Origin of the sequence: Pandoraea terrigena (genome assembly GCF_902459705.1) — a bacterium.
GTDB lineage: Bacteria > Pseudomonadota > Gammaproteobacteria > Burkholderiales > Burkholderiaceae > Pandoraea > Pandoraea terrigena.
Genome location: NZ_CABPRU010000018.1, coordinates 25,113 through 51,342, shown reverse-complemented (window position 1 = coordinate 51,342; position 26,230 = coordinate 25,113). Strand labels below are relative to the sequence as shown.

At 63.8% G+C, this 26,230-nt stretch carries 23 protein-coding genes; 9 read left to right on the top strand and 14 right to left on the bottom strand.

Annotation, left to right across the window (positions count from 1 at the left end; genetic code table 11):
* Together PTE31013_RS23880 and PTE31013_RS23875 are read right to left on the bottom strand one after the other, a co-directional pair.
* The coding region (locus PTE31013_RS23880) for a Rossmann-fold NAD(P)-binding domain-containing protein (protein WP_484555857.1) at positions 1-437 on the bottom strand (437 nt) is incomplete at its 3' end.
* A gap of 42 nt (positions 438-479) precedes the next feature.
* On the bottom strand, positions 480-854 hold the full coding sequence (locus PTE31013_RS23875) for an HAD family hydrolase (protein WP_150615128.1): 375 nt from the start codon (positions 852-854) through the stop codon (positions 480-482).
* Positions 855-1,105: 251 nt separating this feature from the next.
* Here PTE31013_RS23875 and PTE31013_RS23870 point away from each other — a divergent pair, with 251 nt between their 5' ends.
* Positions 1,106-2,089 carry a LysR family transcriptional regulator gene (locus PTE31013_RS23870; protein ID WP_150615127.1) on the top strand — a complete coding sequence of 328 codons (984 nt, stop codon included), beginning with the start codon at positions 1,106-1,108 and terminating at the stop codon, positions 2,087-2,089.
* Positions 2,090-2,163: 74 nt separating this feature from the next.
* Here the strand turns inward: PTE31013_RS23870 and PTE31013_RS23865 are convergent, their stop codons facing one another.
* The 7 genes from PTE31013_RS23865 to oxlT all read right to left on the bottom strand — a co-directional run bounded on the left by PTE31013_RS23865 (position 2,164) and on the right by oxlT (position 10,320).
* On the bottom strand, positions 2,164-2,937 hold the full coding sequence (locus PTE31013_RS23865) for a fumarylacetoacetate hydrolase family protein (RefSeq protein WP_150615126.1): 774 nt from the start codon (positions 2,935-2,937) through the stop codon (positions 2,164-2,166).
* Between the two features lie 137 nt (positions 2,938-3,074).
* Positions 3,075-4,322: a formyl-CoA transferase gene (frc, locus tag PTE31013_RS23860; protein ID WP_150615125.1), complete on the bottom strand. Its 1,248-nt coding sequence runs from the start codon at positions 4,320-4,322 to the stop codon at positions 3,075-3,077.
* A 12-nt stretch (positions 4,323-4,334) separates the two neighbouring features.
* Entirely contained in the window at positions 4,335-4,478 is a 144-nt protein-coding gene (locus PTE31013_RS24980) for a hypothetical protein (RefSeq protein WP_174978708.1), read from the bottom strand.
* 557 nt (positions 4,479-5,035) lie between these two features.
* On the bottom strand, positions 5,036-5,476 hold the full coding sequence (locus PTE31013_RS23855) for a PAS domain-containing protein (protein ID WP_150615124.1): 441 nt from the start codon (positions 5,474-5,476) through the stop codon (positions 5,036-5,038).
* 239 nt (positions 5,477-5,715) lie between these two features.
* Positions 5,716-6,966: a formyl-CoA transferase gene (gene frc, locus PTE31013_RS23850; protein WP_150615123.1), complete on the bottom strand. Its 1,251-nt coding sequence runs from the start codon at positions 6,964-6,966 to the stop codon at positions 5,716-5,718.
* A gap of 25 nt (positions 6,967-6,991) precedes the next feature.
* The gene (gene oxc / locus PTE31013_RS23845) at positions 6,992-8,782 is read right to left on the bottom strand and encodes an oxalyl-CoA decarboxylase (RefSeq protein ID WP_246174899.1); all 1,791 of its coding nucleotides are present in this window, start codon (positions 8,780-8,782) and stop codon (positions 6,992-6,994) included.
* Positions 8,783-8,973: 191 nt separating this feature from the next.
* Entirely contained in the window at positions 8,974-10,320 is a 1,347-nt protein-coding gene (gene oxlT / locus PTE31013_RS23840) for an oxalate/formate MFS antiporter (protein WP_150615133.1), read from the bottom strand.
* Positions 10,321-11,060: 740 nt separating this feature from the next.
* Here oxlT and PTE31013_RS23835 point away from each other — a divergent pair.
* The 7 genes from PTE31013_RS23835 to PTE31013_RS23805 all read left to right on the top strand — a co-directional run bounded on the left by PTE31013_RS23835 (position 11,061) and on the right by PTE31013_RS23805 (position 19,535).
* Positions 11,061-12,074, top strand: coding sequence for a 2-dehydropantoate 2-reductase (locus PTE31013_RS23835; protein ID WP_150615122.1), 1,014 nt, complete (start codon positions 11,061-11,063; stop codon positions 12,072-12,074).
* 569 nt (positions 12,075-12,643) lie between these two features.
* Positions 12,644-12,862 carry a hypothetical protein gene (locus PTE31013_RS23830; protein WP_150615121.1) on the top strand — a complete coding sequence of 73 codons (219 nt, stop codon included), beginning with the start codon at positions 12,644-12,646 and terminating at the stop codon, positions 12,860-12,862.
* A gap of 29 nt (positions 12,863-12,891) precedes the next feature.
* On the top strand, positions 12,892-13,605 hold the full coding sequence (locus PTE31013_RS23825) for a GntR family transcriptional regulator (RefSeq protein ID WP_017231700.1): 714 nt from the start codon (positions 12,892-12,894) through the stop codon (positions 13,603-13,605).
* 529 nt (positions 13,606-14,134) lie between these two features.
* Positions 14,135-14,602, top strand: coding sequence for a formate dehydrogenase subunit gamma (locus tag PTE31013_RS23820; protein WP_150615120.1), 468 nt, complete (start codon positions 14,135-14,137; stop codon positions 14,600-14,602).
* Positions 14,599-16,215 carry a formate dehydrogenase beta subunit gene (locus PTE31013_RS23815; RefSeq protein WP_150615119.1) on the top strand — a complete coding sequence of 539 codons (1,617 nt, stop codon included), beginning with the start codon at positions 14,599-14,601 and terminating at the stop codon, positions 16,213-16,215. The genes PTE31013_RS23820 and PTE31013_RS23815 overlap by 4 nt, the downstream gene beginning before the upstream one ends.
* Positions 16,216-16,228: 13 nt before the next feature.
* Positions 16,229-19,093 (top strand): formate dehydrogenase subunit alpha, encoded by a 2,865-nt coding sequence (gene fdhF / locus PTE31013_RS23810; protein WP_150615118.1) that lies wholly within the window; start codon positions 16,229-16,231, stop codon positions 19,091-19,093.
* A 208-nt stretch (positions 19,094-19,301) separates the two neighbouring features.
* Positions 19,302-19,535: a formate dehydrogenase subunit delta gene (locus PTE31013_RS23805; RefSeq protein ID WP_130025382.1), complete on the top strand. Its 234-nt coding sequence runs from the start codon at positions 19,302-19,304 to the stop codon at positions 19,533-19,535.
* A gap of 82 nt (positions 19,536-19,617) precedes the next feature.
* Here the strand turns inward: PTE31013_RS23805 and PTE31013_RS23800 are convergent, their stop codons facing one another.
* From PTE31013_RS23800 to PTE31013_RS23785, 4 genes are all read right to left on the bottom strand, one after another.
* The gene (locus PTE31013_RS23800) at positions 19,618-20,466 is read right to left on the bottom strand and encodes an EamA family transporter (protein WP_150615117.1); all 849 of its coding nucleotides are present in this window, start codon (positions 20,464-20,466) and stop codon (positions 19,618-19,620) included.
* A 403-nt stretch (positions 20,467-20,869) separates the two neighbouring features.
* Positions 20,870-21,364 (bottom strand): hypothetical protein, encoded by a 495-nt coding sequence (locus PTE31013_RS23795; protein ID WP_150615116.1) that lies wholly within the window; start codon positions 21,362-21,364, stop codon positions 20,870-20,872.
* Positions 21,365-21,627: 263 nt separating this feature from the next.
* Positions 21,628-22,803, bottom strand: coding sequence for a ShlB/FhaC/HecB family hemolysin secretion/activation protein (locus PTE31013_RS23790; protein WP_150615115.1), 1,176 nt, complete (start codon positions 22,801-22,803; stop codon positions 21,628-21,630).
* 458 nt (positions 22,804-23,261) lie between these two features.
* A complete protein-coding gene (locus PTE31013_RS23785; protein WP_246174898.1) occupies positions 23,262-23,684 on the bottom strand; it encodes a hypothetical protein in 423 nt (140 codons plus the stop codon).
* 232 nt (positions 23,685-23,916) lie between these two features.
* Here PTE31013_RS23785 and PTE31013_RS23780 point away from each other — a divergent pair, with 232 nt between their 5' ends.
* Positions 23,917-25,248, top strand: coding sequence for an MATE family efflux transporter (locus PTE31013_RS23780; protein WP_150615114.1), 1,332 nt, complete (start codon positions 23,917-23,919; stop codon positions 25,246-25,248).
* A 16-nt stretch (positions 25,249-25,264) separates the two neighbouring features.
* On the opposite strand, the gene hisN is transcribed toward PTE31013_RS23780, so the two are convergent.
* Positions 25,265-26,065: a histidinol-phosphatase gene (gene hisN / locus PTE31013_RS23775; RefSeq protein ID WP_150615113.1), complete on the bottom strand. Its 801-nt coding sequence runs from the start codon at positions 26,063-26,065 to the stop codon at positions 25,265-25,267.
* Positions 26,066-26,230: the final 165 nt, after the last annotated feature.

Below are 26,230 nucleotides of genomic sequence, written 5' to 3'. Positions count from 1 at the left end.
TTGGCGGCCAGCATCACGGCCTTGTAGCCGGCGATGTTGGCCTGCGAGGAGAGCACGTCCATGCTTTGCGCGCGCGTCGTGCGCGGCGCCGCTTCCAGCGCGAAGCCGATGACGCCGGCCGCCGCCATGCGCGCATTATTCTCGGCATCGAACGGGTTGAGCATGCCAACGACGACACTGCCGCGCGGAATCAAGGCGATTTCCGCGATCGATGGCGCACGCACCTTGAGCACCAGTTCGGCACCGAGGGCTTCGGCCGCGCTAACGCTCGACGCGCCCGCCGCGACATACGCCGCATCGAGTACGCTCGCCGCCTCACCGGCCCCTCGCTCCACGGTGACGCGATGCCCTGCGCCCACCAGCTTCTTCACCGTTTCCGGTGTGGCCGCGACGCGGGATTCGCCGGCGGCCGTCTCCTTTGGAATGCCAATATGCATAGTTATTGTCTCGGGGTCTGAGCCCCTGTCGTGTTGTGAAACTCAGGCCGCAGCGGCTCGCGGCGCCTGCATCGAACGGCCTTCATTGGCCGCTTCGAAGCAACGCACCTTGGTGCAATGAATCAGGTCGCACAGGAATTCCGGCTCGTAGGCGCGCAGCAGATGCGGCTGGTGTCCGTCGAGATAGGCCCCGATCAGCAACAGCTCGGCCATGCGCAACGCCTGCGCCGAAGCGCCTTCGAGATACGCCAGCGGCAAATCTTGGTTCCCGGTCGCGTGCAGCAACCGGGCATAGGTGGGGTGATCCCAATACCAGTCCAGACCCAGTTCGACGAATGCGTTGTTGAACGCATGCAGATGGGCGTTGGCAACCGGTGCCAGGGCGGCGGGTTTGATTTGCGATTCGATGACAGACATGATGGCGCTCTCCCAAAACAGTGATCGTCTCCAGAACACGCTGACCCGCTCTGGCCTGGGATGACAGGTCACCGACCCTTTGCTGTCACACCACTTTCATGCGGGCTGCCATTGCAGATTACGCAGCCCGAACCATAAAAGACAGTTAAAGTTAATTATGCAAACCATCAACGATTACTTATACTTCCCTGGCAACGCTTCGCGCGCGGAAATCCTTCCGCCGCCCCCCCTGACGCCTGGATGCCCGCCGCATGAAACACGCCACGCTCCGCCAACTCAAGGTCTTCGAAGCCGTGGCGCGCCATTTGAGCTTTTCGCGCGCTGCCGAAGAACTTCACCTCACGCAACCCGCCGTCTCGACACAGGTCAAGCAGCTCGAGAGTCACGTCGGCCTTCCGCTCTTCGAACAGTTGGGCAAGAAGGTCTTCCTCACGCCGGCGGGCGCCGAAATGCTCCATTACAGCCGCGCGATCATTGCGCTCTTTCGCGAGACCGAAGAGGCGATGGATCACCTCAAGGGCATCACGGGCGGCAAGCTCAACGTGGCGGTCATCAGCGCGGGGGACTACTTCTTCCCCAGGCTGCTCGCGGCCTTCACCGCGCGTCATCCTGGCGTGACGCTCAATCTCACGGTCCATAACCGCGAGGAACTCCTGCATCAACTCACCGAAAACCTCACCGACCTGGCCGTGATGGTGCGTCCGCCGCCGGAGATCGATACGATCAACGAAGCCTTCGCGCCCCACCCTTACGTCATCGTGGCGCCGCCCGATCATCCGCTGACCAGCCAGCGCCAGATTCCCTTCTCGCGCCTGACGGAAGAACCGTTCATCAGCCGCGAGCGCGGATCCGACACCTGGAATTCCCTGCAGGACGCCTTCGGTCAACGCACGCAGCGACTGAAGATCACGATGGAGATCGCCAGCACGGAAACCATCAAGCAAGCCGTCATGGCGGGCATGGGCATCAGCTTCCTGTCGGCCCATACCGTTGGCATGGAGCTTCAGACCGGTCAGTTGACGGTGCTCGACGTACAGGGTTTTCCGGCGTGGCAAAGCTGGTACGTCGTGCATCGCCGCAGCAAGCGGCTGCCACCGGTCGCGCTCGCCTTCCGCGAGTTCCTGTTGGCCGAAGGCGCGACGCTGATCGACGGCATGATGGCTTACAAGAGTCCCGTGCCGCCGCCCGCAGCGCCCGGCGGCGATCACGCCACCGGGCGCCGGACAGATCCCTGATCTGCCGAATGAAAAAGGGCGATCGACTCAGGCCTTTGCCACCCCGGCCGACCACCGTGAAATCGGTTGCTCCCTTAGCCGCCCATGCGGTTGGCCAACGTCCCCAGTCCGTCGATGCTCACTTCCACCAGCGCGCCCTCTTTCATCGAGCCGACGCCGATCGACGTGCCCACCGCGATCACGTCGCCCGGCATCAGGGTCATGTCCTGCGAGATACGCGCGACGAGTTGCCACGGGTTGAAGATCATGTCGGCGAGTGGGTAGCGCTGACGCTCCGTGCCGTCAAGCCGCGTGACCAGCTCCGCCTCGCGCCAGTCGAAGTCCTGCGCGATGACGGGGCCGAGACAGCCGAACGTGTCGAAGCCCTTGGCCCGCGTCCACTGCGCGAAGTTGCCGTCCTGCTCGATGATTTCAGCGGCGGTCACGTCGTTGACCAAGGTGTAGCCGAGGATGTAATCGCGCGCCGCTTCCTCGCTCACGTGGCTCGCGCGCTTGCCGATCACGATGCCCAGCTCGCCCTCGAACACGATCTTGCCCGCATACGAAGCGGGACGTTGGATCACCGCACCGGGTCCGTTCAGCGACGTGGCCGGCTTGATGAGAAAGAGCGGATGCGACGGCGCGGCCTTGCCGAGCTTCGCGCCGAGCGCGTGAAAGTTGTTCCACAGCGCCACGATCTTCGAGGGCTCGCACGGGCACAACAGATCGACGGCGGCGCGCGCGATCGTCGCGCCCGTGGCGATCGGCTGATCGTAGAGATCGCCGCGGTGTTCGAGGATGTGATCGCCCTGCAGCAGGCCAAAGCCGATGCGGCCATGGGCGGTCTTGAAACGGGTCCAGAGCTTCATACGTATGCCTTATCTGTAACCGCCCGGCGCCACGGCAAGGTTCGCCGTGTGCGCGCCGGACGCGATGTCTTGACGTCATTCCCATCTGCCTCGTGCAGACGACTTGCGCCCATGTGGGGCGGCTTGCCCTGCGCCGCCTACACCGCGCCGACTTCGCGCAATGCCGCGATCTGCTGCGCGCTGTAGCCGAATTCCGAGAGCACATCGTCGGTGTGTTCGCCCAGCAGCGGCGAGCGCTCCACGTGCGTGGGGCTGGCCGAGAGCTTGATCGGATTGCCGACGGTGAGGTATTTGCCGCGCTTCGGGTGATCGACTTCGACGATGGTCCCTGTCTCGCGCAACGACATGTCCTCGGCAATTTCCTTCATCGACAGAATCGGGCCGCACGGAATGTCGTACTCGTTGAGGATCGCCATGACCTCGAACTTCGTCTGGGTCATGGTCCATTGCTCGACCGTGTCGAAGATCTCGCGCAGGCGCGGCAGACGGGCGCGCGGCGTGGCGTAGTCGGGATGCTCGACCCACTCGGGCTTGCCGATCACCTTGCAGATCGACCCCCATACGGGCGCCTGTGCGATGAAGTAGATGTACGCGTTCGGATCGGTCTCCCAGCCACGGCACTTGAGAATCCAGCCCGGTTGACCGCCGCCCGACGCGTTGCCGGCACGCGGCACCGCATCGCCGAACTCACCGTTCGGGAACTGCGGATACTCTTCCATCACGCGCGCGCGCTCCAGGCGCTGCTGATCACGCAGCTTCACGCGGCACAGGTTCAGCACGCCGTCCTGCATGGCGGCGAGCACGCGCTGCCCCTGCCCGGTCATGGTGCGCTGATACAGCGCCGTGACGATGCCCAGCGCCAGATGCAGCCCCGTGCCGGAGTCGCCGATCTGCGCCCCCGTGACCATCGGCGGGCCATCGTCGAAACCGGTCGTCGATGCCGCACCGCCCACGCACTGCGCCACGTTCTCGTAGACCTTGCAGTCCTGGTACGGCCCCGGACCGAACCCCTTGACCGAGGCCACGATCATGCGCGGGTTCAACGCGTGGATGTGCTCCCACGTGAAGCCCATGCGATCGAGAGCGCCGGGCGCGAAGTTCTCCACGAGCACGTCGCAGTCGCGGATCATGTGCTCGAGCACTGCCTTGCCTTCCGGGTGCTTCGTGTCGAGCGTGATCGACCGCTTGTTGCTGTTGAGCATCGTGAAGTAAAGGCTGTCCGCGTCGGGGATGTCGCGCAGTTGATCGCGCGTCACGTCACCATGCCCCGCACGCTCGATCTTGATCACGTCCGCGCCGAACCAGGCGAGCAACTGCGTGCAAGTGGGTCCGGACTGCACGTGCGTGAAGTCGAGAATGCGCACACCTTCAAGTGCCTTGCCCATGGTCGTCTCCGCTCAGCAAGTGGCCCGGGCAATCGCGCCCGCGGCAGACACCGACAGTTGAACTTGCGCATGGCGCACGGCACGCGCCGTGACCTGCTGTGTGTGCGTACCACGCGCTGGGCGGGCTTCGCGCCGGATGCTGGCGACGATGAACATGGTGGGTCTCCTCCTGATGCGACGGCGTTTATGTAATCGGTGCGCGAGACGCGACGAAACACGGGTCTCGCCTGATCCGCCGATGGTTGTCGCCTCTACGGGCGCCATCGCCATCGTCGATCGATTGCTGTGATATACAGTATTTCATACACGATATTTTATCAACGGCTTTTTGTTGCCGATGGCATTTGCCGTCGCGCAGCATAAAACCGTGGAAAATCACTGGAACCCCCATAAATAAAGGGAATCCGCACCGCAACATCGCATTTTCCGTTGTCCCGGGCTACGGGTTTACAGGCATGTGTCACGCGGATGAAAATCGGCGGTTCGGAAAGAGGCGTCATCCGAAACTCATTGAATATATTGAATACAAAATACTCATCGCACCGACCGCGCGTGCTCCCAGGACGCTGAAATGCAAAAAGCACCGATGTGCGACGCCACCCGTCGGGGGGCGTCGCACATCGGTGCTTCCTGCGTCTTGCGCTTGGACGTTAGCGGCAACGACTCGCGCGTCGCGCCGTGACGCCCGCCATGGAGCCGTCAGCCGTCAGCCGTCAGCCGGCCGTGGCCGCCACCTTCGCCTCGAGTTCCGCCACGCGCTTGCGCAACTGACGATCTTCCTGGAAGCGCGCCGTCTCGTCGCGAATCACGGCAACGATGCCGGTGACTTCGCCGTCAGCCCCATGCAACAGCGCTACGGTGAACGCAATCGACATGGATCGGCCGTCCTTGTGCGCGGCCGGGACTTTGAGCAGGTCGCTGCCGTACTTTGTCTGCCCGGTCTGCATCGTCTTGGCATAGCCGTCGTTGTGACGCGCGCGCAACCGGTCGGGAATGATGATGTCCAGCGGTTGCCCGAGCGCCTCGGCTTCCGAGAAACCGAACATCTTCTGCGCGCCGCTGTTCCACAGCGTGATGATGTTGTTCGGATCGGCCACGACGATAGCGTCGCCCACCACCTGGACCAACTGATTGACGTCGACGGATGCGCTCATGATGTCTCCAATACTCTTGTAGGGAATGCGACTGGCAGGGATACCAAACATGCCAATAAAGTACATCAATTAGAGGACAACACGGTCCCGAAATCAAAAATGGGTGTCGGCACCACACGGCGCCGCACCCATGAACACCTGCCGTGCCCCCTATGCCCCGTCACCGCCCGAGGGCGGTGTCGGCAAGGGCGCACTGGCGGCGAGCCGGGCCAAGCCTGACCCGACCGGCTTTCAGAAGCTTAAACCGAACGCGACGAATGCAGGCTCGCGATCTGGTCCTTGCTGTAGCCCAGTTCGGACAGAATCTCGTCGGTGTGCTCACCCAGCAGCGGCGAACCCGTGATTTCCGGCTTCAGGCCCGAGAACTTGATCGGGCTGCCGACGGTCAGGTACGTACCACGTTCCTTGTGCGGCACTTCCACGATCGTGCCCGACGCACGCAGCGACGGATCGTTCGCGATTTCCTTCATCGACAGGACCGGCGCGCACGGGATATCGAACTTGCGCAGGATGTCCACCGCTTCGTACTTCGTCTTGTCAGCCAGCCAGGCTTCGATGGTCGCGAAGATTTCGAAGATGTGCGGTTGACGGGCTTGCGGCGTAGCGTAGTTCGGATCTTCGATCCACTCCGGCTTGCCCAGCGCACGGCAGATCGGCTCCCAGGCGTGGCCCTGGATCGTGAAGTAGATGTACGCGTTCGGGTCCGTCTCCCAGCCCTTGCACTTGAGCACCCAACCCGGCTGACCGCCACCGCCCGCGTTGCCGCCGCGCGGCACCACGTCGCTGAACTCGCCATGCGGGTACTGCGGATACTCTTCGAGGTAGCCGATACGATCCAGGCGTTGCTGGTCGCGCAGCTTCACGCGGCACAGGTTGATGACCGAGTCCTGCATCGAGACGGCGACCTTCTGGCCACGGCCCGTCTGGCCACGGCCGATGATTGCCGTCAGAATGCCGATCGCGAGGTGCATGCCGGTGTTGCTGTCGCCCAGCGCTGCGGCCGACACCGTCGGAGGGCCGTCCCAGAAGCCCGTCGTCGAGGCCGCGCCGCCTGCGCACTGCGCCACGTTCTCGTACACCTTCAGGTCATCGTAGTGGTGACCGTCCGAGAAGCCCTTCACCGAGGCCATGATCAGCTTCGGGTTGAGTTCGTTCAGACGCTCCCACGAGAAGCCCATGCGATCCAGCGCCCCCGGGCCGAAGTTTTCCACCAGCACGTCGGATTCACGCACCAGCTTTTCGAGAACGTCCTTGCCTTCCTGCGTCTTCGTATCCAGCGTCAACGAGCGCTTGTTGCTGTTGAGCATCGTGAAGTACAAGGCATCGGCGTCGGGGATGTCGCGCAGTTGGTTACGCGTGACGTCGCCCGAACCCGGGCGTTCCACCTTGATCACGTCGGCGCCAAACCAGGCCAGCAACTGCGTACATGCGGGGCCGGCTTGCACGTGCGTGAAGTCGATGATCTTGATGCCTTCGAGAGGTTTGCTCATGTCGTGTCTCCTTGATTGACTCGAATTACTTTTTCATCGCCGCGCTTTGCGGATTCAGGTTCGTCAGACGGCCGCTCTCAGTGCCCGCAGCTTCGTCGATGACGGCGTTGATAAGCGCCGGCTTGCCTGCCGCGATGGCTTCCTGCAGCGCCTTCGTCAGCGCTTCCGGCGTGGTGACGTTGTAACCGATGCCACCGAAGGCCTCGATCATCTTGTCGTAACGTGCGCCCTTGACGAACACCGTCGGCGCCACGTCCTTGCCGCCCGTCGGATTGACGTCGGTGCCGCGATACACGCCGTTGTTGTTGAAGATGACGGTGGTGACCGGCAGCTCATAACGGCAGATGGTTTCGAGCTCCATGCCGCTGAAGCCGAATGCGCTGTCGCCCTCGATGGCCACGACCGGCTGACCGCTGGTGACGGCCGCGCCGATGGCGAAGCCCATGCCAATGCCCATCACGCCCCAGGTACCCGAGTCGAAGCGCTTGCGCGGCTGGTACTGGTCGATGATGGCGCGGGCGTAGTCGAGCGTGTTCGCGCCTTCGTTGACGAGGTTGATGTCGGGATGCTGCTTGAGCACGTCGCGAATCGCGCCGAGTGCGCTGTGGAAATTCATCGGCGACGGGTTCTGGGCCAGCGTTGCCGCCATCTTCGCGAGGTTCTTGCTCTTGCGCTCGGCGATGGCGCCGGTCCATTCCGTCGACGGCTTGCCGAAGTTGGCGTCCACGCCGGCGAGCAGGGCCGACACGCACGAGCCGATGTCACCGATCACCGGTGCCGCGATGGCCACGTTGCTGTCGATTTCCGTCGGCGAGATGTCGATCTGCACGAACTTCTTCGGTGCGGCCCCCCACGTCTTGCCCTTGCCGTGCGCGAGCAGCCAGTTCAGGCGCGCGCCGATCAGGACGACCACGTCGGCCTCTTGCAACACGAACGAGCGGGCGGCCGCGGCCGATTGCTCATGCGTGTCGGGCAGCAGACCCTTGGCCATCGACATCGGCAGATACGGAATACCAGTCTTCTCGATCAAGGCGCGAATGTCGGCGTCGGCTTGCGCGTAGGAAGCGCCCTTGCCGAGCAGGATCAGCGGACGCTTGGCGCCCTTGATGACGTCGAGTGCACGCTGGACGGCGTCCGGTGCCGGGATCTGACGCGGTGCGGCGTCGATCACGCGAATCAGCGAATTTTTCGCCTTCTGTGCGTCGATGGTCTGCGCCAGCAGCTTGGCCGGCAGGTCCAGATAGACGCCGCCCGGGCGGCCCGACACGGCCGCGCGAATGGCGCGGGCCAGCCCAACGCCGATGTCTTCGGCGTGCAGCACGCGGTAGGCGGCCTTGCAATACGGCTTGGCCGCATTGAGTTGGTCCATCTCTTCGTAGTCGCCCTGCTGCAAGTCGACGATCTCACGCTCGCTCGAGCCGCTGATCAGGATCATCGGGAAGCAGTTGGTGGTCGCGTTGGCGAGTGCCGTCAGCCCATTCAGGAAGCCCGGCGCCGACACAGTCAGGCAAATGCCGGGCTTTTGCGTCATGTAGCCGGCGATGGCCGCCGCATGCCCGGCGTGCTGTTCATGGCGGAAGCCGATGAAACGCATGCCTTCGGCTTGCGCAAGCCGCGCCAGATCGGTGATGGGAATCCCCACCAGACCGAAGATGGTGTCGATGTCGTTCGCTTTCAGGGCATCGATGATCAGATGGAAGCCATCGGTCGTCTCTGCCTCGGACACGATGTTCGCGTGTCGGCTGGTGTCATTGAGCGTGTTGCCCGCGGTGTCGTTTTCCGCTTTGCCGACTGGCACGGTCATCGCAATGGACATAATTCTCTCCTCCAATTTTTCCGGTTTCAGTGTTGCGTCGTCTTGTCTGACGATTAATGGGTATTCCCAAACTGCTTCGCTACTTGCTCACCCGGTCGTGCAATCGGCCCTGCAAGGGCACGGATTGCACGCCGGTCAAACATCACTTCCCAACAGCCAGCCTGGCTGCGTGGTCACATCGTCACCTCGTGTTACGTGGTGCTGCGCGACAGATCGGCTGCCTGCACGACTGGCTCACCGGCCTGCGCCTTGTAGTCACTGGCGTAACGCTGTGCCAGACGGGCACGCATCGGCTTGAGGACGAACAAGGCCAGGAAGGCGGCGAAGGCGTTCATGGCGCAAGCGATCATGAACACGGCCTGCCAGCTGCCGGTCGACGTGGTGATGATGCTCGAGAAGGGCACCAGCAACGCGGCGGTCCCCTTCGCGGTGTAGAGCATCCCCGCGTTGGTGGCGGCGTACTTCGAGCCATACGTGTCGGCGCAGGTCGCCGGGAACAGGCTGTAGATCTCCCCCCAGGCGAAGAACACCAGGCCGGTCAGGATCACGAAGGCCACGGGGTGCTGACCGAACTTGGCCAAGGCGTAAATCCCCACGGCTTCCATCGCGAAGGCGATGAACATCGTGTTTTCGCGGCCGATCTTGTCCGATATCCAGCCGAACACCGGACGCGTCACCCCGTTGAGCACACGGTCGATGGCCAGTGCGAAGGTGAGTGCCGGCAGCGTCAGACCGAGGATCGACACCGGTGCCTGATCGAGACCGTAGTCCTTGGCGATCGGACCGAGCTGTGCCGTTGCCATCAGACCGCCAGCGGCCATCAGCACGAACATCAGATACATCATCCAGAACACCGGCGAGCGCATGACTTCCGTGGGCTTGGCGTTGTAGCGCATGGCACCCGGGGCCAGCTTCCTGAGCGCCTCGATCGACGCCGGCGGGTTGGCGAGCGCCAGACCAAGCAACAGCACGATGATCCCCTGGCCCAGACCGAAGGTCAGGAAGGTGTTTTCGTAGCCGCTCGACTTGATCATGTTGGCGATCGGCACCACCGTCAGGGCCGAACCGGCGCCGAAACCGGCGGCGGTCAGGCCCGCAGCAAGACCGCGGCGATCCGGGAACCACTTCAACGCATTACCCACGCATGTGCCATACACCGCACCGGCGCCCACCCCACCCACGGCTGCGGCGAAATACAGCATCGGCAGCGACGACGCATGGGCGTTCAGCACCCAGGCGACACCGCACAACAGACCGCCGCCGACCACCACCGGGCGCGGGCCGAACTTGTCGACCAGATACCCTTCGATCGGCACCAGCCAAGTTTCCGTCACGACAAAAATCGTGAACGCCACCTGGATGGCTGTACGGCCCCAGTGATACTTCTCATCGATCGGGTTCACGAACAGCGTCCACCCGTACTGCAAGTTGGCGATCATCGCCATGCAAATCACGCCGAACACGAGCTGAATCCAAGGGCTCGCGAACACGGATTGCTTACCGTGTTGATTAGTCGTCTCCACTTGCACCTCCTCCATCGGTTTCCAGTTGTTTGGCAGCTTCACAACAACAACACCTTCCGGATGGGGTCTGTGCCCCCTGGGTATGCTTTACGAGGTTTTCGCCTCGTCGACTTGTCTCTGATGCTTACGGGGTCCATTGCATTTCCCGTAAATATACCGAACGAAATATACGATATATCAGATATAAGTCAACACTAATTTATTGCGATCCTCGTCTTCCGCTTCGTGTACCGCAATCGTTTTCGTCCATTGCAGCGAAAACCCTCACGGCACACGAAGCACTGTTCTAAGTGGCGGCTAGATACAGTAACGCCACTGTAGGCCGGAGCGGCGCAACAACGCAATGCGAAAATACTAAGGAGTTAACCTGATCCGAGACGCTTGTCCTACAAGGCATACAGCCTTTTTATATCGGCCTCCTTGGCAATTTTTAAAACCAGCACAAGGCGATATTTTCGATACTTTTTCTCACAAGAAGTCACTTTCGGCGATCTCACAGTTCTCTTGTAATACACCGTAATAATTCACCTGACGGACGTGCCGAGCGTTTTCTGCCCCCACCTCGCATGCCCGAAGTGCTCACACATCCGGGCGGCGATTTTTCAAGTCCCTGCGGGGAAACCATGACGGGAATTGCGCCGCGAAGGCTTGGCGCTATCGTTCTTGTGATATACGATATACAACATTTGGTATTAGAAAAATAAATGGCCAGTACCAGGCCCAGGTTTCGATTCACCATTGGAGGGAGAGACTTCATGAAGATTTGCATCTATGGCGCCGGTGCCATCGGTGGCTATCTCGGTGTGCAACTCGCGCACGCCGGAGCCGATGTCAGTTTGGTGGCGCGTGGCCCGCATCTGGCCGCCATGCGCGAGCACGGACTCAAGTTGCTGATCGATGGCGAGGAACGCGTCGCTCAGTTGCGTTGCACGGACGATCCGCGTGAACTCGGTCCGCAGGATTACGTCATCATTGCCTTGAAGGCCCATTCGGTGCCGTCGGTGCTCGACGCGATGCAACCGTTGATCGGCCCGAATACGGCGGTCGTCACGGCGGTGAACGGCATCCCCTACTGGTACTTCTATAAGCACGGCGGCGCGCTCGAAGGCACGACGCTCGAGAGCATCGACCCCGGCGGCCGTCAGTGGCGTCAGCTCGGCCCCGAGCGGGCCATCGGCTGCGTGGTCTATCCGGCGACCGAAGTGGTCGCGCCGGGCGTGATCCAGCACGTCTACGGCAACAAGTTCCCGCTGGGCGAAGCCAGTGGCGAGCGCACGGAGCGCGTGGAGAAGCTCTCGCAGTTGATGATCGCGGGCGGACTCGACGCACCGATTCGCGAAAACATCCGCGACGAAATCTGGCTCAAGCTCTGGGGCAACCTCTGCTTCAACCCGATCTCGGCACTCACGCACGGCACGCTCGATATCATCGCCAGCGATCCGGGCACGCGCGCCATTGCGCGCGCCATGATGCTCGAAGCCAAGGCGATCGGCGACAAGTTCGGCGTGCATTTCCGTGTCGACGTGGAGCGCCGCATCAACGGTGCGGGTGCCGTCGGTGCCCACAAGACGTCGATGCTCCAGGATCTGGAGCGCGGCCGAGCAATGGAAATCGATCCGCTCGTCTCCGTGGTGCAGGAGATGGGACGCCTCGCCAACGTACCGACACCAACGCTCGACGTGGTGCTGGCGTTGATCCAGCAGCGCGAGTTCATGACGCAGCCCGATGCCGTCGCGGCTGCGCAAGCGCGCTTGGCCAAAGCCGCCTGAGCCAGCAAACGTTGTTTTCATGAAACACCCTTCGCGGGGCTTGCAACGATGCCCCGCGAAGTTCGGCATTCCCTATATAGAGATGCGGCGCACGCAACGGGTTGAAGGCATCGCGTTGCCATACCGCCCGGCCATCGTTCACGTCGGCTGCCGCCGTATCGCCAGTTGCGGCCGGTTTTTCGCAGGCAGCCCATGACCCGGCGCACCGAAGCGCGCCATCGCCGATGTGGTTTCGCGGCAACGCAATAACTCGCTTTTGCCCCCCCGATGAGAACACCTCGGGTTCTCCCTGAAGTCTTGCACGCCACTGGCGTCCCGAAATCCGCACCAACGTAAGCCCGACGGGCGACCTAGGAGGCTCATCACGATTATCGATCCACTGAAGACCATCGGAACAAGACACAAATCCGGGCAGTGAACCAACGCAGCGGTGCGGAAGACGTCCCGAAAAACGATAAATTTTGGTATTTGGTATGTGGTATATCTTGAGATTTGTTGCAGCGCGCCATACAATGCAAAGCAAGTTCTCCCCCACATCACTACCGTCAACATTTATCAGGAGTCTCACCATGTTTGTCGCTGCGCTGACTTTGCTTGCCCTTGCTTCCGCCCTTGCCACCGGTGTTGCGATGGTTCACCTCTTCGTCGCCCTGCCGGCCTCGATGCTCGAGAAGGCCGAAAAGAACGGCCGTTTCGCCTACCTGGCGGAAACCACGCAGGCAAACGAATCGGGTAAACTCGCCACAAAGCCGGCAACCATCATGGGGCAGCAAGCATTGCGCCTCTGAAGGGGCCGTAATACCTAGGAGACTATTGCATGTCCCTGATCACCCCAACTCCGGCGCGCGTGACTCCGCTCGCGCTGGAGCCGATCGACACCACCACGAGTTTTCGCAATCAGGCGTATGCGCTGCTGAAAAAAGCCATCGCCGATGCCGACATCTATAACCAGAAGGAAGAAATTCGCCTGGACGAGCGTCAGCTCATCCAGGTGCTTGGCGTTTCGCGCACACCGATTCGCGAAGCCATGACCTTACTGGAGCAGGAAGGCTTTCTGCGCACAGTGCCACGTCGAGGCATCTTCATCATCCGCAAAACCAAGCGCGAGATCGTCGAGATGATCCAGATGTGGGCGGCCCTCGAAGGGATGTCCGCCCGTCTGGCGACGTTGCACGCGACCGACGAGGACATCGTCAGGCTGCGTCATCTGTTCGACGAGTTCGTCAACGCGCCACCGACGGATCACATCGAAGAGTATTCCGACGCGAACATCGACTTCCACCAGGCGCTGATCAATCTTGGTGGCTCGCAAGCGATTGCCAATACGATCAAGAACCTGTTCATTCACGTGCGCGCCATTCGCAAGGTGACGATCGCTCAGAACGACCGGGCCGCCCGCTCGATTGTCGATCACCTGAAGATCATCACCGCCCTCGAGAAGCGCGACACGGAACTCGCCGAGAAGCTCGCACGCGACCATACGCTGGGTCTGGCCGCCTTCGTCGAAGAGCATTGCGACTTCCTCGAGTAACCGGCGTTCGCTGCTGAAGCGCGTCCGGCAACGGCCGCGATCTGCCAAGAAGCCAGTGACATCGACATGTCGCTGGCTTTTTTCTTTCGCCCCACGTTGTCACCCTCCCGCCCTCCTCCCGCGTCCGGTTCATACCCCCGCGCCCGCATCGCCCCTGACCATTGCCCCCCCCCCGGATTCGGGCACTCAATCGCGGCACCCAATTCGGGTAAACGAGCCTGCCAAAGCCGGGGAAAGCTATTGCACGTATACCGTATATCATATATCGTGTTTCACATATCGATGTACCGCAGTACCGCTTTGAAGACGAAGGTTGACGAAGTAAGCCACGGGCGAGAGGCCGAGCTCGTGCGGCATATGGTGGGGGCTATGTGCCGCACGCTCGTCCGGCGCCGCGCTGATCGCTAGACCCGAGCAGCGTCGCCGGATGTGACCATTGGGCCTCTCGCCCCAGGGCAAGACAAGAACAGATAATTCACACCCTCAGGTGCCCCGTTCCCCACGGAGTGCCAAACAGGAGACAACAGCCATGCGCGAGGCTTTTTCCATCGCCACGGTGCACGCGATTCTGGACGCCCATGCGGCTCAGGAAGGCCCGCTTCTGCCGATCCTCCATGACGTGCAGGACGCTTTCGGCTACGTCCCCCCGGACGCCGTGCCCGTCATCGCCAACGCCCTCAACCTGTCTCGCGCCGAAGTGCATGGCGTGATCACGTTTTACCACCACTTCCGCACCAGCGCGCCGCCGCGCCACGTTGTGCAGATCTGTCGCGCCGAGGCGTGCCAGAGCATGGGCGCCGACGCACTTGTCGCCCATGCCGAACGGGTGCTGGGCTGCGCGATGCACAGTCATCACGGCGATGTCGCACTCGAACCGGTGTATTGCCTGGGCCAGTGCGCGACGTCACCTGCCATCACGATCGACGATAAGTTGCACGCGCGCGTCACCCCTGAGAAATTCGACCGTCTGGTCGCTCGCGCCAAGGATGCCGCATGAGCCAATCCTCCACTTCCGCCAAGTCATCCACCTTGCCCGTTGCGCCCGGCAAGGTGCGGTTGTATCTGCCGCGTGACTCCGCCGCGCTGGCACTCGGTGCCGACGACGTCGCCGACGCCATCATCGCGCAAGCCACGCAGCGCGGCATCGACATCGAGCTGGTACGTAACGGCACGCGCGGCATGCTGTGGCTCGAGCCGTTACTCGAAGTCGCGACCCCTGCGGGACGCGTCGCCTATGGTCCGGTCGATGCGGACGACGTCCCGGGCCTGTTCGACGCCAACGTCACCGCCGGCGGCGATCATCCGCTCGCGCTAGGACTGACCGAAGAGATCCCGTATTTCAAGAAGCAGGAACGGTTGACGTTCGCCCGCGTGGGCATCACCGATCCCGTGTCCGTTGACGACTACGTGGCGCATGACGGCTATCGCGGCCTGCGTAACGCGCTCGCGATGGACGGTGCGGCCATCGTCGCGCAAGTCACCGAATCCGGCCTGCGCGGTCGCGGCGGTGCGGCGTTCCCGACCGGCATCAAGTGGAAGACCGTGCTCGGCACGTCGGCCGCCCAGAAGTACATCGTCTGCAATGCCGACGAAGGGGACTCGGGCACGTTCGCCGATCGCATGCTGATGGAAGGCGATCCGCTCGTGCTCGTCGAGGGCATGACGATTGCAGGCATCGCCGTAGGCGCCACGCGCGGTTATATCTACGTGCGCAGCGAGTATCCGCATTCCATTGATGTCCTCAACGAAGCCATCGCCAATGCTGGCCAGGCGGGCTACCTGGGCGAGAACATCCTGGGCACCGGCAAGACGTTCCATCTCGAAGTGCGCAAGGCGGCCGGCGCTTACGTCTGCGGCGAGGAAACCGCGTTGCTGGAAAGTCTCGAAGGCAAACGCGGCGTGGTACGTGCCAAGCCGCCGCTGCCCGCCATCGAAGGTCTCTTCGGCCTGCCCACGGTCATCAACAACGTGATCTCGCTGGCGTCGGTGCCCATCATCATGGATCGCGGCGCCGACTTCTACAAGAACTTCGGCATGGGTCGCTCGCGCGGCACACTGCCCATCCAGCTCGCGGGCAACATCAAATACGGCGGCCTCATCGAGAAGGCCTTCGGCGTGACGTTGCGCGACATCCTGTACGAGTTCGGCGGTGGCGCCATCACAGGCCGCCCGCTGCGCGCGGTACAGGTCGGTGGCCCGCTTGGCTCCTATCTGCCCGAATCGCAATGGGATACCCCGCTCGACTACGAAGCGTTCGCCGCACTCTGGGCAGTGCTCGGTCACGGCGGCATCGTGGCGCATGACGACACCGTCGACCTGGCCAGGCTCGCCCGCTATGCGATGGAGTTCTGCACCATCGAGTCGTGCGGCAAGTGCACGCCGTGCCGTATCGGTTCGACGCGCGGCGTCGAAGTGATGGACAAGATCATCGACGGACGCGACCGTCCCAAGCAGATCAAGCTGCTGCGCGATCTGTGCGACACCATGCTCGCTGGCTCGCTGTGCGCGATGGGCGGCATGACGCCCTACCCCGTGCTGTCTGCGCTGAACCATTTCCCCGAAGACTTCGGCGCGGCCGAACCGTCGAATCTGCCGACCAAGGCCGCCTAGGAGATCGCCCACCATGATGGACCCGATGTTTGAAAAGGATTACGGCACCCCGCGCCGTGAATCGACGCAGGAAGTCACGCTGGAGATCGACGGCGAACTGGTCACGGTGCCGGCCGGCACCTCGATCATGCGCGCGGCCTCCGAAGGCGGCGTGAATGTGCCCAAGCTGTGCGCCACCGACTCGCTCGAGCCGTTCGGTTCGTGCCGTCTGTGCCTCGTCGAGATCGAAGGCCGTCGCGGCTACCCCGCGTCGTGCACCACCCCCGTCGAACCCGGCATGAAGGTGCGCACGCAATCGCCGAAGCTCCAGGAGCTGCGCAAGGGCGTGATGGAGCTGTACATCTCCGATCACCCGCTCGACTGCCTGACCTGCGCCGCCAACGGTGACTGCGAACTGCAGGACATGGCCGGTGTGACGGGCCTGCGCGAAGTGCGTTACGGCTTCGATGGCGCCAATCACTTCGACAGCCAGAAGGACGAGTCGAACCCCTACTTTACCTACGACGCCTCGAAGTGCATCGTCTGCAACCGGTGCGTGCGCGCCTGCGAGGAAACGCAGGGCACGTTCGCGCTGACGATCTCGGGCCGTGGCTTCGAAGCGCGCGTCTCGGCGGGACAGGATCAGGCGTTCATGGACTCCGAGTGCGTGTCGTGCGGCGCCTGCGTGGCCGCCTGCCCGACCGCGACGCTGCAGGAAAAGTCGGTCATCCATCTCGGCCAGGCCGAGCACGCCAAGATCACCACCTGCGCCTATTGCGGCGTGGGCTGCTCGTTCAAGGCGGAGATGAAGGGTAACGAAGTCGTGCGCATGGTGCCGCACAAGGACGGTCAGGCCAACGAAGGCCACGCCTGCGTGAAGGGCCGCTTTGCCTGGGGTTACGCCACGCACAAGGACCGCATTCTCACGCCCAAGATTCGCAAGAAGATCACCGATCCGTGGCAGGACGTGTCGTGGGACGAGGCACTCGACTATGCGGCGTCGGAGTTCAAGCGCATTCAGGCCAAGTACGGGCGCGACTCGATCGGCGGGCTGGTGTCGTCACGCTGCACGAACGAAGAAGACTACCTGGTCCAGAAGCTCGTGCGCGCCGCTTTCGGCAACAACAACGTCGACACCTGCGCGCGCGTGTGCCACTCGCCGACCGGCTACGGCCTGAAGGCGACGCTCGGCGAATCGGCCGGCACGCAGACGTTCAAGTCAGTCGAGCACTCGGACGTGATTCTCGTGATGGGCGCGAACCCGACCGACGGACACCCGGTGTTCGGCTCGCGCATGAAGCGGCGACTGCGCGAAGGCGCCAAGCTGATCGTGATCGACCCGCGCCGCATCGACCTGGTGAACAGCCCGCACATCAAGGCCGACTACCACCTGCAACTGCGTCCGGGCACGAACGTGGCGATGATCAACGCGCTTGCGCACGTCATCGTGACCGAAGGGCTGATGGCCGACGCGTTCATCGCCGAGCGCTGCGAGGATCGCGCGTTCCAGCAGTGGCGCGACTTCATCGCCCGTGCCGAGAACTCGCCCGAAGCGACCGAAGCACACACCGGTGTGCCGGCGCATCTCGTGCGCGGTGCCGCGCGCCTGTATGCCAAGGGCGGCAACGCAGCGATCTATTACGGCCTGGGCGTGACCGAGCATGCGCAAGGCTCCACGACGGTGATCGGTATCGCCAACCTCGCCATGGCCACCGGCAACATCGGCCGTGAAGGCGTGGGCGTGAACCCGCTGCGCGGCCAGAACAACGTGCAGGGCTCGTGCGACATGGGCGCGTTCCCGCATGAACTGCCGGGCTATCGTCACGTGTCGGATTCGAGCGCCCGTGCACTGTTCGAAGCCGAATGGGGCGTCGAGATCCAGTCCGAGCCGGGCCTGCGTATTCCGAACATGTTCGACGCCGCGATCTCAGGCACCTTCATGGGCCTGTACTGTCAGGGCGAGGACATCGTGCAGTCCGACCCGAATACGCAGCACGTCACCCACGCCCTCGAACAGATGGAGTGCATCGTCGTGCAGGACATCTTCCTGAACGAAACGGCGAAGTATGCGCATGTGCTGCTGCCGGGCTCGTCGTTCCTGGAGAAGGACGGCACGTTCACCAACGCCGAGCGCCGTATCTCGCGCGTGCGCCAGGTAATGCCGCCGCGCGCCGGTTACGCCGATTGGGAAGTCACGATTGAACTGGCCAAGCGACTGGGCTACGAAATGCACTACTCGCACCCGTCGGAAATCATGGACGAGATCGCACGCCTCACGCCGACCTTTACCGGCGTGAGCTACGAGAAACTCGACCGGATGGGCAGCGTGCAGTGGCCTTGCAACGAAGCCGCGCCGGACGGCACGCCCGTCATGCACATCGACGAATTCGTGCGCGGCAAGGGCAAGTTCCTCATCACGCAGTACGTGCCCACGGATGAAAAGGTCACGCGCCGCTTCCCGCTTATCCTCACCACCGGGCGGATCCTGTCGCAGTACAACGTCGGTGCGCAGACGCGCCGCACGGACAACGTCCACTGGCATGACGAGGACCGGCTCGAGATTCATCCGCACGATGCGGAAGAGCGCGGCGTGAAGGACGGCGACTGGGTCGGCATTCAGAGCCGCGCCGGCGAGACCGTGCTGCGTGCCGTCGTGAGCGATCGCATGCAGCCCGGCGTGGTCTACACGACGTTCCACTTCCCGGAGTCGGGTGCCAACGTCATCACCACGGACAACTCCGATTGGGCAACCAACTGTCCCGAGTACAAGGTGACGGCGGTGCAGATCACACCGGTGGCCCAGCCGTCGGAATGGCAGCGTCAGTACTCGGACTTCAACCGTCAGCAGGAGGCCTTCCTCGAACACGCTCGCGGCGCGACCGAGGCGAGCGCGGGCTAAGTCGGCAAAGGAAGAGCGGAAGCAATGCGCGCCGCGCCATCGGAGACTTTCGAGGCGGCGCGCCGCGACGGACAATCCGCGTCCATCGCCGGAGACTCCGGCAAGCCTCGCCGTCGATTGCCATCAGACGGTGCGGCGGACGCGCGATTGGCCACGCGACCTACGGCAGCCAACACACAGAGAACGATTTCAGGGGACACAACAGATCATGGACACCGACAACCTGGTCAAGATGGCCAATCAGATCGGGGACTTCTTCGAGACGATGCCCGACCGCAGCGAGGCGCTCGACAACATTGCCGGCCACCTGCGACGCTTCTGGGCGCCGCGCATGCGCATGACGATTCTCGAACATCTCGAATCCACCGACGGCCATGGGATGCGCGAGATCGTCGTGGCCGCGATCACGGCGCATCGCGCCGAACTCTGGCCGCGCGGCTGAACGCAACGCAGGTACGACGCATGGCCGTTGGCGCCGCTTAGGTGCCGCGCAGGTGCCGCGCAGGTGCCGATGTAGCGCGCACTTACGCGCCCAGCTTGATGAGTACCGCCCCGCCGACAACGAGGCCGCACGCCGCGAGGCGGCGGGCGGTAAGCTTTTCCCGCAGGAACATCCAGCCCAGCAGCATCGCGATAATGGCGCTCGACTCGCGCAGCGCCGACACGACGCCCATCGGCAGGTACTGCAGCGCAAACACCACCATGCCATAGGCGCATTGCGCGACGATGCCCGCCCCCAGCGCTTCCGCCACGCGGCGGCGCGGGGCAAGGAACATGCCTCGCCATCCGCCCCGCCACTTCGCCACGGCACCCACCAGCGGCACGCTCGCGAAGAGATAGGCCCATGCGAGGTAGCCGAAGCCGTTGCCGTTGGACAATCGCACGCCGAAGCCGTCGATGACCGTGTACGCCGCGATGAACACCCCCGTGAGCAATGCGGCAGGCACGCTGTCGCCCGACAGCCGCCGACCACGCAACGCGAGCGTCAGAATGCCGGCGCAGATGCACACGATGCCCCACGCCGCCATCCCAGTCGGCCACTCGCCCGCCAGCACTAGCGCCGCGCCCGAGATCAGCAACGGGGAAATACCGCGTGCAATGGGATAGATCTGCCCGAACTCACCGACGCGGTAGGCCCGGATGAGCGCCGCCGTGTATGCGACCTGCGCGGCGGCAGAGAGGAGGATGAGCGGCCAGACGTGTACCGGCGGCAGGGGCAGCCACACGATGCCGGCCACGGCGGCGAGCCCTTGCGGCACCGCCATCATGCCAACTTGCCAGACGCGATCGGGACTGGCGTGGAGAAAGGCGTTCCAGGTGGCGTGCATCAGTGCAGAGAGCAGCACCAACAGCACGATGGGCGTGGTTGTCATGTCGATGGGTGGCGGCAGGCGGGTGTCGGAGGACGACTGACGCCGCCCACGTCCGACAGCACGCAAAGCGCCATTGTCGCAGCCACTACCCCATCGACATAGGGCCAACGTGAAGGATTCCTACAGGGCCAGGCGGTTACGCCATCGTCGCTTCACGTCGCCCCTTCCTCGCCGCGCGGTTGCCGTGGCCAAACCGGAGAGCGTTTGTCTCGGTCGACGACGCGCAGGCAACGTGGCATCGGGGCGGTATCGACAAGTTGTCCACACCCTGTGTGGATAACCCACTGGATAACCTGCTTTCACCTTCTCGAACGCCCCATGAACACAGGCTGTCAAGAGCATTGCTCAAAAAACGATCAACCTCGGAACAAATTTTCGGCTTGACGGTCTGCCCCCTCCCTGCTCAAGCGCCGTCGCCCTCGTTTGCCGACGCGTCGGGCTCCTTCGCAACCGGCGCATCGGATTTCCCGGACACGTCGGGCGGCGATTGCGGTGCGCCGCGCAGCGCCGCCACGACCTGCCCCTGCCCGAGCACCGCGTCCGGGGCCTGCTGCAAAGCCAGGCGGTAGCGCTCGCCGAACTCGACGTCGGCATGACGGAACAGCTTGGCGGCTTCGTCGGCCAGCGCGATGCCGGCGTCCGTCTGCGGCGGGGTCTGCTCCAGCCATTCATCGAGGGCAACGATCAGGCGCGAGAGCGGGTCAAGCCAGCGAAACCAGGCGTCTTCGGTAAGCAGTTGCACGAAGCGGCCGGTCGGCACCGGTCCGAAGACCGCTTCGTATTGCAGACGATCGTTGGCGATCAGCACCTTGTGCTGGGCGAGCAGCGCGGCGCGCAACGTCTGCATGGCAGCGATCTGGGTGGCACTGGCCAGTGTGGTGTCGGTCGGTTCGGTCATCTGTCGCCCTGCGTATGTCAGAAAGGTTGGGAAGCGGAAATGGAAAGCGTCTGACATGCACTTTAGGACTTAGCCCATAGCCAACAGACGGTTGGGTCACGATACTACACGGGTCTCGCAAACACCTCGCGAGACCGGGCTTTCACTTCCCCGTGGAAGGCCTGCTTCCTCACCCGCCGACCTGGCGGGTTTTTTTTGCCTACGCGAATCGCCTCGCAAGACGCGCGTGCGAACGGTATCGCTCAGTACCATGATGGATGTCGTCAAAACGGCACGGTGAGCTTCGCGTCGATCGACTGGAAGCGATACGACCAGCCCGGCAGGCCGCTCGATGTTGGCATCCACGGCGCGTTCAGCCGCTGCATCAGCGACACATCGAGCTTCGACGCCCCGAAGTTGTGGGTGTGGCTCAGCCCCACCTCGGCATAGCTGTCGTAGGTGTGAACGGCGTTCGGATCTTCCGTGCGACTCCGGTTGTAGCGCAATTCCAGGCCCGTCGAGCCGTTCGCCGTGAAGTCGAGCGCGCGCCGCACACGCCATTGCAGTGTCTGCGTCTGCGTGGTGCCCGGGGCGGTCTGGTCCGTCGCCGCGTTGCTCTTGCCGGTGATGCCGACGGTCCAATCGGCATCGATCGGCAACGAGTAATTGGCCGACAGATCGCGGTTCGTCGCATCGCGACGCGCATTCTGCAAATCCTGGCTCAGCGTCGTATTGAACTTGCCGTACATGCCCAGCGGATCGCGCATCAACAGGTTCGCAGTGCCCTGCATCTTGCCCGAGGTGGCCATGCCGCTGTTGTTCATGCCGACGTTGAACTGGTAGGGCCGCTCGTTGATCACCTGGAGACCCACGGCGCCCTCGCCGGGCGTGCGGCTGCGCGTGGCAATGAACGGCAACGTCTCGTCTCGCACCACGAGCCCTCCGCGCATCAGCATCTGGATGTTGCGATCCGCGCGACTCTCCTGATGCGGCAGCCCGCGCAGGCACGAGGCGCGTGCGAGAAAGGCGTTGGGCGGTGCGACGTCCTGGGCGGGCGGCGGCTCGCGACTCGCGGCCGAGGCGGCCGACGCCGCATCCAGATCGACGGCCGAAATGGCCGTGCCGTCAGCGCTCAGCTCCGGCGCGACGGCAAAGTCAGCTGCCGGGAGAGGCGGCGATGGCGCAGGCGCTTGCGCCAACGGCGCGCTTGCCGTGTCATCCACGCCCACCACGCCATCGGCACCCGACGCCGCCAGCGACGGATCGGCGCTCGACACCTGCGCATCCGATGCGGTCTGCGGAGCCTCGGCCGCCGGGTCCGCGCCAGCGACGGCGTCACTCGCCACGGACTGCGCAGCTCGCCTGGCAGCGTCACGATCGACGGCAGCGGCGACCGCATCCGGATCGTCCCCTGCGAACAATGCGATGGGATCCGTGGCGGCGTCGGGATCCGTGGCCACGGGTGGTGCGGGTGGGGGTGGCGGGGGCACGAAATACTGGGGCGCGAGACCGCGCTCCCACAACCCATAGGAGATGGCGTTGCGCTCAGTGAAACATGGTGGATTGGTATCCGAGAACAAAGATTGTGCGTGCGCGCCCGCCGGAACCCCGACACTCAGGCACGCGGCCAACAGCAGGCGACTCCGCACGACCGGCTTTACCGACATTCGACACCTGAAAATCCCGCCCCGCGCTGATGTCTTCCACCGGCGTCGTGCGCTGCGTCCGACAAGAGGGGGTGCTGTAGCGACAAAGCGCCATTTTACGTCCATCGAGCCCCCCCCTGCCAGTCGCGCAACGCCGGGAACTCTTTCGTCCGATCACCACTCTTATCGCGTGACTTCCCCTGTAGTGATTTTTGCCCGCCTTGTGCGGGCATTTTTATTGGCGAGCACTGAAGACGTCCGCGGCACCGACGTCATTTAGGGGCGCGAATCTCGTGAATCGTGCCGGGCCCCCAACCTGTGGGCGCCCACGCACCGTCGCGCAGCGTCCATTCGTGACGGCCCGTCTGCTCCCAGTGCGGCGGCGTGTAGCGCATGCCCGGACGCCTGGGTTCCATGTGTCCGTCGACCCAGTCGTAGCGACCACCTGTCCACCGCCAGTAGCCCGGCACCCAGAATTGTCCGTGAGGCGCCGCGTGGGGATCCTCGAAGCGCGGCGGTGGCGGACCGCGTTGCAGCGTCACGTCGGCGAGCACCGGCAAGCTCAGTAGACACAAGGCGGCAGCGAGCGCATGACGACGGCCGGCAATCCGCCAGGCCGGAAACCGGGCCAAGGACGCGAGCCTCGAGAGCGCGGCGACCGACGAGGACATCGGGGACGAGGGCGAAGACGGCATGTGCGGCCTTTTCGTGATGGACAGAAACGTCGGGCATTTTACCGTTCCGGACTGGCACGTGCCCGCATCGTCGCGGGGGGCGTTCCGGTCGCCCCGGACGGCTGCCAGACCTTATAATCGGCGCACTCGCAACCTGCCGCCGATGACGGCTTCCCGAATACCCGGTTTCGCGGACTACCCGATTCCCCGATTCGATGACGACTGTCCTGAACGGCTGCCGACCCGCTCACTCATGAACCCAGCCCCTGCGGCCGCCGGACACCGGCAACTGCTCCGTCTGGCGGTGCCCATCGTGCTCGCCAATCTGACTCAGCCGCTGCTGTCGGCCGTCGATACTGCCGTGGCCGGTCACCTGCCGGGCCCCGCTTACCTGGGCGGCGTCGCGCTCGGTGCGCTGTTGCTGAACCTGCTCTTCTGGGGCTTCTCGTTCCTGCGCATGGGCACCACGGGCCTGGCCGCACAGGCATTCGGCGCCGGAGATGCCGAGCGCCTGCGCGACACGCTCGCACGCGCGCTGGCACTGGCGTTCGTCATTGGCGCCGTCTTGCTGGTCTTTCGCGAACCGCTGGTCTCGCTCGGTGTGTCGTGGCTTGGGGGAAGCGCCCAGGTCCAGTCGTCAGGACGGCAATATGCAAGTATTCGGGTGCTCGCCGCCCCCCTGGCACTCGGCAACTACGTGGTGCTCGGCTATCTGCTTGCGTGCCAGCGCGTGCGGCAAGGGCTCGCCGTGCAGGTGTTCATCAATCTCGTGAACATCGTGGCGGTGCTGGTCTTCGTGCGTCGATTCGACTGGGGCGTGGCAGGCATTGCGGCGGCAACCGCGTTGGCCGACGTGCTCGGCTTTGCGCTGGGCGGATGGTTGCTCTGGCTCGCGCGTACGCCCGGCTTGCCACCGCTGCGACTGGCCACGCTAGTCGAGCGGAGCGCCCTGTGGCGCTTGCTGCGGCTCAATCTCGATATCTTCCTGCGCACCCTGTTCCTGCAACTCGCCTTTGCCTGGTTCGCTCGCGTGGGAGCAAGACTCGGCGACGTCACCCTCGCCGCCAACGCGCTGCTGCTGAACTTCCAGACGTTCATGGCGTTCGGCCTCGACGGCTTCGCCCACGCGGCCGAAGCGCTCGTCGGGGCGTATGTCGGTGCACGCCAGCGACAGGCGCTGCTGCATGCAATCCGGTTGTCGATGGGGTGGGCGCTTGGCTGCGCCGTCGCGTTTGCGCTCGTCTACGCCGTGGCGGGCGGCGCCATCATCGACGCCCTGACCGATCAGCCGGCACTGCGCAGCACCGCGCGCGAATTCCTGCCCTGGGCGGTGCTCTCGCCGATGGTGGCGGTGTGGTGCTTCCAGCTCGACGGCGTGTTCATCGGCGCGACGCGCACACGCGAGCTGCTGACGTCGTCGCTGATCGGCCTGTTGGTCTTCGGCGCCGTCATGCCATTCACGCTCGATGCCTGGGGCAATCACGGCTTGTGGGTCGCACTCATGGCATTTCTCGCGACGCGCGGTATCGTGCTGGGGGTTCTGCTGCCGCGCATCTGGCGCGGGCTTGCGCGCCAGATCACGTAAGCCACCGGCGACGAACTCAGTCCGCGCGGATACACGCCAGCGCGGCGGCGTGCAACGCGGCGTTCGCGGCCGCCAGCACGCGCCCCTGCGAGGTGAGCGTGAGCGGCTGGCCTTCCCAGTCGGTGATGACACCGCCCGCCGCCTCGACCACCGGCGCCACAGCCAGGTAGTCGTAGGTTTGCAGCCCCGCCTCCATGACAAGTTCGATGTGTCCGCTTGCCAGCAGCCCATAGGCATAGCAATCGCCACCGAAGCGACGACGGCTCACAGCCTTCGTCAACCGCTCGAACTGGGCATACTCCGCCGCGTCGAAGATGTCGGGCGAGGTCGCATAGACGGTCGCGTCGGCCAGCGCCGTGACCGGACTGGTGGCGCACAATGCACCGCCGAAGCGGGCCTCGCACACGCCGCTGGTCGCATCGTTCACGCCGATCCAGCGCTCGCCCGTTGCCGGAATGTCGATCAGGCCGACGACCGGCTTGCCGTGGTGCAGCAAGGCGAGCAACGTGCCCCACAGCGGGTGTCCCGTGATGAAGCTGCGCGTGCCGTCGATGGGATCGACCGACCAGACGAACTCCGCATCGACGCCGCGCTTGCCGAACTCTTCGCCCCAAATCCCGTGGGACGGATAGCGCGCCGCGATCTGCGCGCGCAGCGCCGTCTCGACCTCGCGATCCGCAATCGTGACCGGGCTCTCGTCGGCCTTGTCGTCGACGGCCAGGCGCCGGCGGAACCATCCCAGCGATAGCGGCCTTACGGCATCGGCCATCGAAGCGGCGAAAGCCGCATACTCGGCAACAGCGGGTACGGACGACATGCACAAATCTCCTGCAAAGGTGCCGCACGCGGCGGCAAGAAAGGAAAACGCTCGACGAATGGCGATCATACGCGTTCGTGCGCTTCGCGGCCCGTCCCGCTGTGCTGGAACCCGGTATTCGCGTGAACTGGACTCGCGCCCGCCCCGCTGCCATCCGGCAAGCAG

What these genes read in the sequence shown, in the direction of transcription:
- PTE31013_RS23875 (WP_150615128.1), bottom strand. Translation starts at nt 854, where the DNA reads ATGTCTGTCATCGAATCGCAAATCAAACCCGCCGCCCTGGCACCGGTT.
- PTE31013_RS23870 (WP_150615127.1), top strand. Translation starts at nt 1,106, where the DNA reads ATGAAACACGCCACGCTCCGCCAACTCAAGGTCTTCGAAGCCGTGGCG.
- PTE31013_RS23865 (WP_150615126.1), bottom strand. Translation starts at nt 2,937, where the DNA reads ATGAAGCTCTGGACCCGTTTCAAGACCGCCCATGGCCGCATCGGCTTT.
- frc (WP_150615125.1), bottom strand. Translation starts at nt 4,322, where the DNA reads ATGGGCAAGGCACTTGAAGGTGTGCGCATTCTCGACTTCACGCACGTG.
- PTE31013_RS24980 (WP_174978708.1), bottom strand. Translation starts at nt 4,478, where the DNA reads ATGTTCATCGTCGCCAGCATCCGGCGCGAAGCCCGCCCAGCGCGTGGT.
- PTE31013_RS23855 (WP_150615124.1), bottom strand. Translation starts at nt 5,476, where the DNA reads ATGAGCGCATCCGTCGACGTCAATCAGTTGGTCCAGGTGGTGGGCGAC.
- frc (WP_150615123.1), bottom strand. Translation starts at nt 6,966, where the DNA reads ATGAGCAAACCTCTCGAAGGCATCAAGATCATCGACTTCACGCACGTG.
- oxc (WP_246174899.1), bottom strand. Translation starts at nt 8,782, where the DNA reads ATGTCCATTGCGATGACCGTGCCAGTCGGCAAAGCGGAAAACGACACC.
- oxlT (WP_150615133.1), bottom strand. Translation starts at nt 10,320, where the DNA reads ATGGAGGAGGTGCAAGTGGAGACGACTAATCAACACGGTAAGCAATCC.
- PTE31013_RS23835 (WP_150615122.1), top strand. Translation starts at nt 11,061, where the DNA reads ATGAAGATTTGCATCTATGGCGCCGGTGCCATCGGTGGCTATCTCGGT.
- PTE31013_RS23830 (WP_150615121.1), top strand. Translation starts at nt 12,644, where the DNA reads ATGTTTGTCGCTGCGCTGACTTTGCTTGCCCTTGCTTCCGCCCTTGCC.
- PTE31013_RS23825 (WP_017231700.1), top strand. Translation starts at nt 12,892, where the DNA reads ATGTCCCTGATCACCCCAACTCCGGCGCGCGTGACTCCGCTCGCGCTG.
- PTE31013_RS23820 (WP_150615120.1), top strand. Translation starts at nt 14,135, where the DNA reads ATGCGCGAGGCTTTTTCCATCGCCACGGTGCACGCGATTCTGGACGCC.
- PTE31013_RS23815 (WP_150615119.1), top strand. Translation starts at nt 14,599, where the DNA reads ATGAGCCAATCCTCCACTTCCGCCAAGTCATCCACCTTGCCCGTTGCG.
- fdhF (WP_150615118.1), top strand. Translation starts at nt 16,229, where the DNA reads ATGATGGACCCGATGTTTGAAAAGGATTACGGCACCCCGCGCCGTGAA.
- PTE31013_RS23805 (WP_130025382.1), top strand. Translation starts at nt 19,302, where the DNA reads ATGGACACCGACAACCTGGTCAAGATGGCCAATCAGATCGGGGACTTC.
- PTE31013_RS23800 (WP_150615117.1), bottom strand. Translation starts at nt 20,466, where the DNA reads ATGACAACCACGCCCATCGTGCTGTTGGTGCTGCTCTCTGCACTGATG.
- PTE31013_RS23795 (WP_150615116.1), bottom strand. Translation starts at nt 21,364, where the DNA reads ATGACCGAACCGACCGACACCACACTGGCCAGTGCCACCCAGATCGCT.
- PTE31013_RS23785 (WP_246174898.1), bottom strand. Translation starts at nt 23,684, where the DNA reads ATGCCGTCTTCGCCCTCGTCCCCGATGTCCTCGTCGGTCGCCGCGCTC.
- PTE31013_RS23780 (WP_150615114.1), top strand. Translation starts at nt 23,917, where the DNA reads ATGAACCCAGCCCCTGCGGCCGCCGGACACCGGCAACTGCTCCGTCTG.
- hisN (WP_150615113.1), bottom strand. Translation starts at nt 26,065, where the DNA reads ATGTCGTCCGTACCCGCTGTTGCCGAGTATGCGGCTTTCGCCGCTTCG.